This window comes from Spirosoma foliorum (assembly GCF_014117325.1).
Classification (GTDB): Bacteria; Bacteroidota; Bacteroidia; order Cytophagales; family Spirosomataceae; genus Spirosoma; species Spirosoma foliorum.
The window spans coordinates 7,545,829-7,558,177 of sequence record NZ_CP059732.1; the positions used below are offsets into that span (position 1 = coordinate 7,545,829).

A 12,349-nucleotide genomic window follows, 5' to 3' on the forward strand; every position below is an offset into this window, starting at 1 on the left:
AAACTAGCTGCAATAAAAATGCCACTTCATTAATGAAGTGGCATAAAGCTATTTTATACGCATCCTGAGTGAGGGCGAATACCGTTTAATAAGCAACGTATTACTCAACAGCACTATAGATCATTTCGTGAATCCGTCGGCGAAGTTTCGTGGTGTTGATCGAGTTGTTACCAGCTGTTGGATAGATACGATTCGACAGGAATACAAAAATCAACTCTTCATCGGGATCAACCCAAACCACATTGCCTGTAAAACCGGTATGCCCGAATGATCGAGCCGATGCCTTCGGTGCCATGTATACACTATTGGGGTTTTCCGGATTTGGTTTGTCCCAACCCAATGCCCGGAAGCTACGGTTGCTTAAAGTCTGGGTGAAATAAGGCACCGTCATAGGATTCAGAACACGCTGATCGCCGTAAACACCTTTCTGGAGATTCATCTGCAAGAGCGTCGCGATATCGTGTGCATTGCCAAACAAACCAGCATGGCCCGAAATTCCTCCCTGAACAGCTGCCATCTGATCATGCACGGTACCCACAAGCAACTGATTCCGATAGTAAGTATCCTGTTCGGTTGGTGCGCATACTGGATGTGGTAAACGCTGTAAAGGCGTGAAACCCAGCTGATGCAGCCCAAGCGGCTTATAGACATTCTCCGTCACGAATTTGTCTAACGGTTGCTTGCTCACGCGTTCCACAATCTTCTGTAAAGTCAGAAAGTTAAGGTCGCTATAAACGTAGGCTGGCTTGCCCCCTTCATCGACCTTACGTGACATCGGCGATTGAATCACCCATTTCCAGACCGAATCTTTCAGCGCCGGAACACCCCAGAGTGTAGGCGCAATTTGAAGGGTGTGTAAGCTATCCTGCGTAGCCGAATAGTATTGAGCTTTCAGGCCCCCGCCCGGTAAGCGGGTACGATCCCAGGTGGTTGGGTAGTACGAAACCATACCCGATTGGTGCCAGAGCAAATCCTGAAGGGTAATGTTTTGCTTGTTTGTATTCCGAAGTTCGGGCAAGTAAACAGATGCCTTTTGCGTCAGATCAATCTGTTTCCGGTCATACAATACCATCACCGATTGTAAAGTCGCGAGTACTTTCGTGAGCGATGCCAGATCGTACAAGGTCTCATCAGTTACTTTTTCGGCACCAGCAGAATACGTTACTGCGCCGAAGTTCTTGCTATAAACGATTTTTCCTTTGCGTGCTACCAGAATCTCGCAACCCGGCACAACGTGATTTTTTATCGCGTTTTGGGCAATGGCGTCAATTTGGTTCAGCACCGCCGATTTCATACCGACACTTTCTGGCGATCCGGCCGATAACCTTCCTTCAGGGTTTGTATGCAAACCCATGCCTGCTTTCATCTCGCCTGATGTAGAAACCGGCAACATACCCTTTGCCCCTAATCCACCAAATAGCACCTGAGGCACTACTCGTTGCATATCATCAAGTTCCTGGTAAGCACAAACAAGCGCATCGGCACCCGCAAAGTGAGGTAGACTATAGGGCGATCCAAATGAAGTAACAATTACCTTGATCCCGCGCTGTTTCAGACGAGTGATCAAATCGATAGAAGGCTTTGTGATGCCGAATCGACGAACCGCCGACTCGCTCATTCTATGAAAGCTAATGACGACGGTATTTACATCGCCAACCTGAGCTAGTATGTTTGTTAAATCGGCATCAGAGAGCGGTTTCTCGGGGAAAGCAAGCGTCTGGAAAGGCGCGTACTGGTTCAATGTTTTCTGGAAAACATTGCCAGGTTCGGCACCAATAGCAATAGACGCCAGCCGTAGCGTATCCAGTCGATTTAAAGGAAGGAGCTTGTTGTGGTTATCGATCACCGTGACCGACTGCTCACAAAGTTCCTGTTTTAAGAGTTGGGCTTCTGATGAGTTGAGGTCGGCCGATAGGCCACCTAGTTGAATAGGTTTGTAATGGTTTAAACCTGCCCAATATTTAGCCCGAAGTATCTTTTTAACTTTTTCGTCAATAAGCTCCTGAGAAATAACACCCTGTTGAACGGCATTCAGAATATTGGCAGCGGCATCCCGTACATTTTCCGGATAAAGCAGAATATCATTCCCGGCGAGTAGAGCCCGAATGTTTACATCTACTGTCTTGGACGATCGGCTGATACCACCCATATTGAGTGCATCTGTAAAAATTAACCCCCGGAAACCGAGTTCTTTTTTGAGAAGATCAGTGACAATTTTTTCCGACAAGGTTGCCGCCAATGCAGGCGTGTTATCCATCACAGGTACGTGCAAATGCCCGGTCACAACGCCCATTAAACTATCGGCGATGAGTTTGCGGAATGGATAGAGATCAATTTCGCGCATTTGATCCGATGAGCGCGAAACTATTGGAAGCGTATGATGCGAATCGGCATTTGTGTCGCCGTGGCCTGGAAAGTGCTTTGCCGTGGCAATCACGTGCGTTTGTTGCAAGCCGCGCATGTAAGCCGATGCTTTCAAAGCTACATTTTCTTTCGTTTCGCCAAATGAGCGAACGCCGATAACAGGATTCGATGGATTGCTGTTAATGTCAGATACCGGGGCAAAATTGATATGGATACCCAACCGCTGGCATTGTCGACCAATTTCGGCCCCCATTCGATAAATCAACTCGTTGTCCCGAATAGCGCCCAGCGACATTTGCTTGGGGAAATCCATCGCACTATCTAATCGCATGCCAAGTCCCCATTCACCATCAATGCCAATAAGCAGGGGTACTTTCGATTCAGCCTGGTATCGATTGGTTAAAATTGCCTGACGGTAAGGGCCACCCTGAAAGAAAATCAGCCCACCAATATGATTGTTTTGGATCAGATGGTCGATGTACTGGTAATGGCTCTCATGGCGATTCGAGAAGGCCGCTACCATGAAAAATTGTCCTACTTTCTGTTCAGGCGTCAGCGACTTGAAAACACTGTCGACCCATATACGGCCGCTATCGGGAAGAGTAAACACCTCAACGCCTTCGGCAGCCGCTCCGTATTTGTAGGGAGAAGCAACGGCAATAGCGACTGGCGCAGGGGCCGGAGCTGGACGTTTGATTTTGGATTTTGCCTTATGCGATCTCGAATTACTGGCTTTATGAGATCTTGAATGAGAATGCCTCGCCCAGTGGTTACGGCCTGGTCTTGTCAGACCGTAAGCTGTTAACAAACTGACGAACAGGAGGCCGACAAGTAAAATTGGTCGTACAGCAATGTTCCGCATGGGCACTCTGAAGGTAAAAAAAGTCTAAGTCAGTTAACGGTAGTTTGTGGCAAACCATAAAAATAGCCAAAGCCTATCGAAAACCGTTACTAATCATTGAATTATCTAAATTTTTAACGAAAAAAGATAGATAGATTGTTGTTGATAACGGATTAATACAAAATTAAATTCAAAAATTAGTGCCTTCAAGCTTCAATGACGTATATACTACTGCTGGCTGGACAAATCAGACTATGTGGTTGTGCAGCTCGCAATAAACTGATACTGATTTATTTCTGTGTAAATGATGAAAAAGCTGCAATAATGATGCCGTGGCCGCAGGCCTGCTTACGCTAAGAAAAAACGTAAGTATTTTGAAATGAAAAGGATGATTATCCGAAAGGAGGAGAGCCGTCAGGGGCTGTGTAAACAACAAATGGCCGCTAGGGCCAGAGAATAAGGGAAGTAAGGTGCCTAATCGAATCAGGCTACAGAATAGCTGTCCGGCTTAGGAAAGCGCTGGAAGCCGAAAAAATTAATAAGAGCGGGCTGGATGTACGTTGGAGAGAGCAGCCAGCAATCGTTCGCTGATTTCTGTTTTTGTGATCTGCACAGCTTGCTGCCAGCAGGTGGTTGTCAGTGGCTTCGATTTAGATACAGATGCCGACGCTTTAGCCCGTAGCTGTTTCCGGGCAGCAAACATGTTGTGTGGGTGCCCCATGCTGAAGGCTTGACCGCTGACGCCCACTAACAAAATCCCGATTACCATTAACTTTTTCATGACCACTAGCTTTATTTACACTACAAAGTTATATGTTTTGTTTGGTATCTTGCAATACATAGTACTAAATTTTTTGAATTATTTTTTTGAGATAGGCTAATCGGGTGATTGATTGAGCTAGTTATTCCCTTTTCAATCACCCGATTAACGGACTATTCCTGAACGACGATCCGCTTCACGGCACCATCTTCATTTTGGGTAACGGTAATGAAGTAGATACCCTGCGCTTTTTTGCCCAGATCGATCTGCCCCACAAACTCGCCCGAAAAGTCTTTTATTTCACGCTTGGCGACTTCTTTTCCCTTCGGATTTGTGACAATGATGCTTACATCCCCTTTTTCTGGCGCTGTAAAACGAACATTCAATTGGTCGCGGTCGGGATTATTTGGGAAAGCATCTAATCCCCGAATCGTAGAAGGCTTTCCACCCAAGTTACGAGACCAGTCTTCGAATGGGCGAACCAGTTGGCGATCAAAATCTCTCGGAAACTCCATCTTAAACCGACGAAGCTGATCGGCCATCGAATCCGTTCCCCGCCGAAACTCCTGTTGCCAGTTTTGGTTGTTTCTTAAATTCCAGTCATCTTTCTGAAAGCGATCACGTTGAGCATAAGCATCGCCCGGAACACGTTTCATACCTGGACCAATGCGTTTGCGTGATACAATTCGCTCACTATCATTGTCCTCTACGATAATTGTCATCTGACGCTTACGGCCATCTTTACGGGTAGCCTTCAGCGAATCGACTAATTTCATGACCATCTTATCGCGCTCGGGATCACTCATTCCATTCACACGATATGTGCGTTCGATTTCCCGAACTTCATCACCATTCCGCTCAATAATTCGGACATTTACCTCATTACTATCCGATTTTGGCGATGGGGATATCGGTTTTTGCGCTACGGCCATACCACTGAAGGTAACTGCCAGTAACAGGGCCGGTGTGAACCGGGAGACGGCAAAAACTGTTTTTTTCATAGTACAGATTATTTGCAAACGAAGGAACAATAAGTTGCTAAACCAATTGATTCAGGGGGTGTTAAAGTTTGTTAACGGGCCAATTAGTAGGCTACCCGGTTCGTACTTTTACTGACCACGCCCTGTTTTCGAATAGATGCAGAAATTGGGCGAAGGTTGCATGAAAGAGTAAAAAAATGTCAGAACAACGCATACGCTGGATTGTCGCACTGATGGCCATAGGCTTGCTGGGTCTTGTATGTCTGCAAGTATTCTGGATTAGAAGCGCCTTGCGGTTGCAGAAAGAGCAATTTGCCTATAAAGTAACCGATGCGTTGCAGGAGGTTGTTCGAACGCTGGAACGGCAGGAGATTGTGTACCTGACCAAACAGCGAATCCAGGCTCGTGAACAGCAGGATCGTCTGAAAGCGATTGCGAAGAAAGAAGGGAAGTCGAACGCTTCAGAATCAATTGCCCAGGGAACGGGAGGGCACACTAACCGATTGGTCGAACTAAAAAAAGCGGAGCACTCGCAGAGCCCAACGCCCAACTCACGCCAAATGACGCTGGGTATGACGCCTGCCGGGGCGGTTGTGGTTCAATCCGATGTGCTTCATCCAACGGTTCAGCCACTTTCTGCCGAGCAATCGGCGGTAGTAGTTGAGTTTTTCCGGCAGCAGGAGGAGCTTATGGCCGTTGGTGATTGGCAAACCCAATTGCTTCAACAGCAGCAGTTTGACCACTGGGTCGAAACGGTATTGAGTACCGAATTAATCAAAATCAATAAACAGGTTAATGAGGATTCACTTAAGCGGGCAGCCAAACAGCGTAAGCGTCAAACAGGACAGCCCCGTAAAGACCCACTGCCCACTAATCTGGCAGCTATTAAACCAGGCATTCCTACACATCCGGCTAGTATGAGCCAGCACCGGGCCGAGGAACAATCGCACATGATTAAGGATGTCCTCAAGGGCTTACTCTTGTCTGATCGACCTATCGAAGACCGAATTAATCGGGTTGCGCTAGACACGCTGCTTCGTCAGTCATTGGTTGAGCGAGGTATTAGTATTCCATTTGCCTATGGCGTTCGTACCCGCCAGCAGCCGAAATTTCTGTTTACTTCATTGGGTATGGAAGCCCAGCATTTGGATGAAGAAGGGTATAAAGCGGTACTCTTTCCGAACAATTTCGTTGAAACGGGGAACTACGTGTACGTCTATTTTCCTACCCAGCAGCAGTTTATTTTAGAACGTCTGGGCTTCACATTTGCCGCTTCGGCTGTTCTGATCCTGGTCATTCTGGCTTGTTTTTATATCGCGATTAACACGATTGTTCGACAAAAGAAACTAGCCGATATCAAGAACGACTTTATTAATAACATGACCCATGAGTTCAAAACGCCTATATCGACCATTTCGCTCGCGGTCGAAATGGCGCAGGAGCAGCTACGGTCAGAAAGCCAGACGAAACTGGGACGCACACCAGTAGGAGTCGCTTCGGGCGGACACGATAACGATTTACCCGAGCGGCCAGAACAAATGGACTCCCGATTGACCCGCTATATGGGGATTATTCGCGATGAAACCCGGCGATTGGGGTCGCACGTGGAGAAAGTATTGCAAATGGCGCTGCTGGATCGGGGCGAAATTAAGCTGAACCTATCATCCGTAAACGTACATGACGTTATCGAAAAGGTATTGAATAATCTGGGTTTGCAAATTGAGCAACGCGGGGGAGAGGTAGAGCTCAACTTCGACGCTGACCGGGAAGTGGTTGAAGCGGACGAACTTCATCTAACCAACATTGTGTACAATTTGCTGGATAACGCGCTTAAATACTCGCCCGAAAGCCCGCATATTACGTTAAGTACTAAAAGCCTTCCAGAAGGGGTGAGTATTACCGTTACGGATCAGGGATTAGGCATGTCGAAGGAACAGACGAGCCGAATTTTTGAGAAGTTTTACCGAGTTCCTACGGGCAATCGCCACGATGTGAAAGGGTTCGGGTTGGGACTGAGTTACGTGAAGAAAATGATCGATGAACACCACGGCCAGATTCTGGTTGAAAGCCAACTTGGGAAGGGCAGTTCATTTGAAGTGATACTTCCTTATAAAATTCTGAATGATTGATCGATAGAATAAGTGAATGGCTCTTGCGTCAGCCTTATTCAATCATTCTATCAATCAATCAATCATTCTATCATTCATTATATTATGCCAACCATTCTCCTCGTTGAAGACGACCCTAATCTGGGTCAATTGGTGCAGGAATACCTGACCATGAAAGGATACACAACCGATCGTGCCATTAATGGTGATCAGGGCCTGCAACTGTTTATGGAGGGCGACTACGACCTTTGTATTTTTGATGTGATGATGCCCAAGAAAGATGGGTTCACGCTTGCCAAAGAAGTTCGCATGGGCAATCGGGATGTCCCCATTATTTTCCTCACGGCTAAATCCATGCAGGAAGATACCATTCAAGGCTTTAAAGTCGGGGCCGACGATTATATGACGAAGCCGTTCAGTATGGAAGAACTGCTCCTGCGGATTCAGGCTATTTTGCGCCGGTACCAACGCTCAGATGAAGCAATCGACCCTTCGGTTTATCAAATTGGCTCACTGTCATTCGATTACCCGCACCAGCTACTCTCCTGTAAAACAGACGGATCACAGCCGCAGAAATTGACCAGCAAAGAGTCTGAATTATTAAAATTGCTGGCTCAGAACCTCAATCAGCCAGTCAGTCGTAGCTTTGCCCTGAAAATGGTTTGGGGAGATGATTCTTATTTCAATGCCCGAAGCATGGATGTGTACGTAACCAAACTGCGGAAGTATCTTAAAGAAGACCCGGCCGTTCAACTGGTAAACGTACACGGCGAAGGATTTAAACTGATTGTTTAAAAAAGTTATAAAGTCATATAGTTGTAGAGTTATATAGTTGATGCTCTGGTTGATGCATTCAGCAACTCTAGGACTTTATAACGTTTACAACTTTACAACTTTGATAAATATAATACGTCGTCCGCGTCGAAACCGCCAATCGGCCGTTATCCGCGACATGGTGCAGGAGACCCGTTTGTCGGTAACTGATTTTATTTTGCCCGTCTTCGTTGTAGAAGGACAAAAAGTACGGTCGGAGGTAGCTTCCATGCCCGGCATCTATCGTTTATCGCTGGATTTACTACTGGATGAAATTCAGGAGTGTGTTGACCTGGGTATCAAGACATTCGATTTGTTTCCTAATATTTCCGAAGTCAAAAAAGACAAATACGCTACCGAAAGCTACAATCCTGACGGCCTGTATTTGCAAGCCGTTCAGGCTATTAAAGATCGGTTCCCCGACGTAATGGTCATGACCGATGTGGCGATGGACCCCTATAGCTCTGATGGACACGATGGCATTGTCGAAGATGGTAAAATCCTGAATGATCCAACGCTGGAAGTCTTAGGGAAAATGGCCCTGGCACAGGCACAAGCCGGAGCGAATATCATTGGCCCATCTGACATGATGGATGGACGCGTAGGTTATCTTCGGCAAGTACTCGATGAAGGCGGCTTTCATGACGTAGCAATTATGTCCTATGCCGCCAAATACGCCAGTGCGTTTTACGGTCCATTCCGCGATGCGCTTGATTCTGCTCCAAAGTTTGGTGACAAAAAGACGTATCAGATGAATCCGGCCAATAGTCGCGAAGCCCTGATCGAGGCTCAACTTGATTTCGAAGAAGGGGCCGATTTTCTGATGGTCAAACCAGCGCTGGCTTATCTGGATATCATCAAACTTTTGGACGACAATTTCCATTTGCCTATTGCTGCTTATAACGTTAGTGGTGAATACGCCATGATTAAAGCGGCTGCTCAAAATGGCTGGCTCGATGGCGAACGAGCTATGATGGAGTCGCTTATGGCCATCAAGCGAGCTGGTGCCAACGTAATTCTAACCTATTTCGCTAAAGAAGCCGCCCGGTTATTATGAGTAAACTATTGATTCGTGATGCCCGATTAGTGAACGAAGGTCAGATTATTGAGACCGATGTGCTGATTGAAGATGGTTTCATTGCCCAAATTAAGTCGGGTCTGTCAGATGCCTATGTAGACCAGGTTATTGAGGCAAATGGACAATACCTATTGCCCGGTGTTATCGACGATCAGGTGCATTTCCGGGAGCCGGGCTTAACGCATAAAGCCACCATCAAATCGGAAGCACGAGCGGCTGTAGCTGGCGGTGTTACCAGTTTTATGGAGATGCCGAATACGGTTCCGAATGCGTTAACCCAGGAATTGCTCGCCGATAAATACGCGATTGCTGCTCAGACATCACTGGCGAATTATTCGTTTTTCATGGGCGCGTCGAACGATAACCTCAATGAAGTACTCCGCACCGATCCGAAAACGGTTTGTGGTATTAAGGTATTCATGGGGTCGTCGACTGGAAATATGCTGGTCGATAATGAGCAGGTATTGGATAGCTTGTTCCGGAAAAGCCCTATGCTGATTGCTACTCATTGCGAAGATGAAGCCACCGTTCGGGCCAATACTGAGCGATACAAGGCTGAATACGGCGACCGCGCTACGGCCGATTTGCATCCACTGATTCGGAATGAAGAAGCTTGCCTAAAGTCATCGTCGATGGCGGTTGAATTGGCTCGGAAGCACAATGCTCGACTGCATATTCTGCACATATCGACTGCCGATGAACTAGCTTTATTTGATAACAAACTTCCACTTACCGAAAAGCGGATTACGGCAGAGGTTTGCGTGCATCATCTTTGGTTCGATAGCAGAGACTACGCAACGTTGGGGAATTTGATAAAATGCAATCCAGCCATAAAAGCTCCTCATCATAAAGAAGCTTTACTCGCTGCGCTACTAGATGATCGTCTGGATATTATTGCTACTGATCATGCGCCCCATACCTGGGCCGAAAAACAGCAACCCTACTGGCAGGCTCCGTCTGGTTTGCCATTGGTTCAGCACCCTTTGCTGCTCATGCTTGATTTTGTGAAGCAGGGGAAATTACCGCTCGAAACGGTTGTGCGTAAAATGAGTCATGCCCCTGCCGATTGTTTTCAGATTGATCGTCGTGGCTATGTCTGCGAAGGCTACTGGGCTGACCTCGTTTTGGTCGATATGAACCAACCTTCAACTGTTACAAAGGAATCGATTCACTATCAGTGCGGCTGGTCGCCATTAGAAGGACATACGTTTGGTTCCAGCGTGACGCATACTATTGTATCAGGCAAGCTGGTGTATCAAAATGGTGAGTTTCTGACTGAGCAGGTAGGAAAACGATTATTATTTACTCGATAATAAAGAAAATTTTAAGCAAAAATCTTGCGTGTACGGGCAAGGCCGTCTTATCTTTGCACTCCCAAATAAGGGAAGCGTACTGCCGAAGTGGTGAAATTGGTAGACACGCACGTTTCAGGGGCGTGTGTCTTTACGGACATGCGAGTTCGAGTCTCGCCTTCGGCACATAATTAAGCCGCAATCAACTGGTTGCGGCTTTTTGTTTTGTGATAGACCTAGATAAATAGCCCATCATCATTGCTCAGACAGTGGATTCCCCAAATCCTCCAGAAAGCCGTTACAGTTCAGCCATTATATCATCTAGTTGCTCTACTCGCCATTTCCAGCTTAAACGGAATCGGGTGATTTGGGCAGGCTTTTATGTCGATAAGTAACCGAGGAAGCTACCTGTACTAATTATATATTATTAATTTATAATATTTTAAATAAAGTATACGAAAATCTAAATTCATATCCGTATCGTAAATAAATGAAGCCTTTTAGTTTCCTTTTGCATAGTTTCGTTAACTATACCATTTGATATAGGACTATTAGCTGGCCTACTTAGTTAATTTACTACTACTTTTAAGTCAATTGTGGAAACTTTCAAACGCAACCGAGCGGCTACTACCCAGCGTATAGTCGATGCCGTAGAGCAAATTCTGGCCAATGAGGGTATTAAAGGAATTGGAATTAATGCGATTGCCGAAAAAGCCTCTGTCAGTAAGGTACTTATCTATCGTTATTTTGGCAGTATTGAAGGGCTGTTAGACTATTACATCCGACGTGGTCAGTTGGTACCCCATTATGCCCCTTCCTGGATAGAACAAATTCAACCTGCCGAACCGCACGATCTTGCACCAATCTGGTCGGGTCAGGCTCTACAACTATTTCGTCAGTTCCGCCAATTTCGATCTGCCCGTGAACTACTAAAAGCCAGTATGACAGAAGCAGATTCGTTGGGTGAAGCGATTAGCAGTAGTTTAGATGCTGAGCTGACTAATCTGGTCAATCAACTTGCCTTTATAAAAGGGGGCGATCATCAGGCTACGTCGGCTATAATTTTCGGTGCTTTATCCTACCTGACTATACAGGCACAGCTTAATCGGCCAGTTATTGGTCTGGATCTGCGAAGTGAAAATGGCTGGCGACGAATAGAAGAAGCCGTTAAAATGATTTATAAGTCATTGAATCAACTGGCCATTGATTCACCTACAATCCAGATAACAACAAAACCCGTCACCATGGTAGTTGGCCAGTGGTAACAACTATTGACTACCTTCGTGTTATGTTAATTCAATAGCGAATGTTAGATCAATACAAACAGCAGAACCCCTATCTATTAGCTTTAGACTCAATCATATTTGGTTTCGATGGCGAGAGCTTAAAAGTACTACTTGTCAAACGAGGAGTGGAAGAAAAAACCTGGTCGCTTATGGGGGGATGGCTTCAACCCAACGAAGGACTAGAACAGGCTGCTGCCCGTATTTTATTTGATCTAACTGGCTTAACCAACGTGTATCTGGAGCAATTGTATGCGTTTGGCGACCCACACCGCGACCCCATCGTCCGAACCATATCGGTGGCTTATTTCTCACTGGTAAAAATAGCCGACTACGAGACGAAAATTTCGGAAGTATTTCAGGCCCGCTGGTTTTCGATTTATGATCTCCCTCCCTTGCTGTTCGATCATGGCGATATGGTCGATCTGGCTATTAAACGACTTCGCTACAAAGCGGCTCAACATCCCTTAGGCTTCGAATTACTCCCCGAGAAATTCACTATTCCTCAACTCAAGAAATTGTATGATGCCATCTACAATACGGAGTTTGATAAACGGAATTTCAGCCGTAAGATTCTGTCTACGAATTTGTTGGTTAAACTCGATGAGAAGCAAAAAGGGTTTTCGAAACGAGGGGCTTACTTTTATCAGGTGGATGCCACCAAATATCAGGAGATAAACAACGCCTTCCTGAACTTCATCCCAAATTCGGAACTGGCTCTTTAGGGACAAACTAGATTTGTTCACTGAAATTTTATTCGAAAATTAATTGGTGTCATATTGACATTAAAAAAATAAGTGTCAATTTTACATTAAAATAAGCGTCAATAG

The 12,349-nt window shown here is 45.9% G+C and carries 9 protein-coding genes and 1 tRNA gene; 7 read left to right on the top strand and 3 right to left on the bottom strand.

Features of this window, described 5'->3' with window-relative positions; all coding sequences use genetic code 11:
* Positions 1 to 100: 100 nt before the first annotated feature.
* From H3H32_RS31690 to H3H32_RS31700, 3 genes are all read right to left on the bottom strand, one after another.
* Positions 101 to 3,226 carry a serine hydrolase domain-containing protein gene (locus tag H3H32_RS31690; protein WP_182459735.1) on the bottom strand — a complete coding sequence of 1,042 codons (3,126 nt, stop codon included), beginning with the start codon at positions 3,224 to 3,226 and terminating at the stop codon, positions 101 to 103.
* A 514-nt stretch (positions 3,227 to 3,740) separates the two neighbouring features.
* Complete coding sequence (locus H3H32_RS31695) at positions 3,741 to 3,986, bottom strand: hypothetical protein (RefSeq protein WP_182459736.1); 246 nt, start codon at positions 3,984 to 3,986, stop codon at positions 3,741 to 3,743.
* 152 nt (positions 3,987 to 4,138) lie between these two features.
* Complete coding sequence (locus tag H3H32_RS31700; RefSeq protein ID WP_182459737.1) at positions 4,139 to 4,966, bottom strand: T9SS type A sorting domain-containing protein; 828 nt, start codon at positions 4,964 to 4,966, stop codon at positions 4,139 to 4,141.
* A gap of 176 nt (positions 4,967 to 5,142) precedes the next feature.
* Here H3H32_RS31700 and H3H32_RS31705 point away from each other — a divergent pair, with 176 nt between their 5' ends.
* The 7 genes from H3H32_RS31705 (at position 5,143) to H3H32_RS31735 (ending at position 12,244) form a co-directional block, all read left to right on the top strand.
* A complete protein-coding gene (locus H3H32_RS31705; protein WP_182459738.1) occupies positions 5,143 to 7,074 on the top strand; it encodes a sensor histidine kinase in 1,932 nt (643 codons plus the stop codon).
* 84 nt (positions 7,075 to 7,158) lie between these two features.
* Positions 7,159 to 7,848 carry a response regulator transcription factor gene (locus H3H32_RS31710; RefSeq protein WP_182459739.1) on the top strand — a complete coding sequence of 230 codons (690 nt, stop codon included), beginning with the start codon at positions 7,159 to 7,161 and terminating at the stop codon, positions 7,846 to 7,848.
* A 103-nt stretch (positions 7,849 to 7,951) separates the two neighbouring features.
* A complete protein-coding gene (gene hemB / locus H3H32_RS31715) occupies positions 7,952 to 8,923 on the top strand; it encodes a porphobilinogen synthase (protein ID WP_182464545.1) in 972 nt (323 codons plus the stop codon).
* Positions 8,920 to 10,257 (top strand): dihydroorotase, encoded by a 1,338-nt coding sequence (locus H3H32_RS31720; RefSeq protein WP_182459740.1) that lies wholly within the window; start codon positions 8,920 to 8,922, stop codon positions 10,255 to 10,257. The genes hemB and H3H32_RS31720 overlap by 4 nt, the downstream gene beginning before the upstream one ends.
* An 81-nt stretch (positions 10,258 to 10,338) precedes the next feature.
* Positions 10,339 to 10,422: transfer RNA gene (locus tag H3H32_RS31725), tRNA-Leu, on the top strand.
* Between the two features lie 410 nt (positions 10,423 to 10,832).
* Positions 10,833 to 11,501 carry a TetR/AcrR family transcriptional regulator gene (locus H3H32_RS31730; RefSeq protein WP_182459741.1) on the top strand — a complete coding sequence of 223 codons (669 nt, stop codon included), beginning with the start codon at positions 10,833 to 10,835 and terminating at the stop codon, positions 11,499 to 11,501.
* 41 nt (positions 11,502 to 11,542) lie between these two features.
* A complete protein-coding gene (locus tag H3H32_RS31735; RefSeq protein WP_182459742.1) occupies positions 11,543 to 12,244 on the top strand; it encodes an NUDIX hydrolase in 702 nt (233 codons plus the stop codon).
* Positions 12,245 to 12,349 lie beyond the last annotated feature (105 nt).

Coding starts and splice junctions, on each gene's coding strand:
- H3H32_RS31720 (WP_182459740.1), top strand. CDS start 8,920: ATGAGTAAACTATTGATTCGTGATGCCCGATTAGTGAACGAAGGTCAG.
- H3H32_RS31705 (WP_182459738.1), top strand. CDS start 5,143: ATGTCAGAACAACGCATACGCTGGATTGTCGCACTGATGGCCATAGGC.
- H3H32_RS31710 (WP_182459739.1), top strand. CDS start 7,159: ATGCCAACCATTCTCCTCGTTGAAGACGACCCTAATCTGGGTCAATTG.
- H3H32_RS31735 (WP_182459742.1), top strand. CDS start 11,543: ATGTTAGATCAATACAAACAGCAGAACCCCTATCTATTAGCTTTAGAC.
- H3H32_RS31690 (WP_182459735.1), bottom strand. CDS start 3,226: ATGCGGAACATTGCTGTACGACCAATTTTACTTGTCGGCCTCCTGTTC.
- H3H32_RS31700 (WP_182459737.1), bottom strand. CDS start 4,966: ATGAAAAAAACAGTTTTTGCCGTCTCCCGGTTCACACCGGCCCTGTTA.
- H3H32_RS31695 (WP_182459736.1), bottom strand. CDS start 3,986: ATGAAAAAGTTAATGGTAATCGGGATTTTGTTAGTGGGCGTCAGCGGT.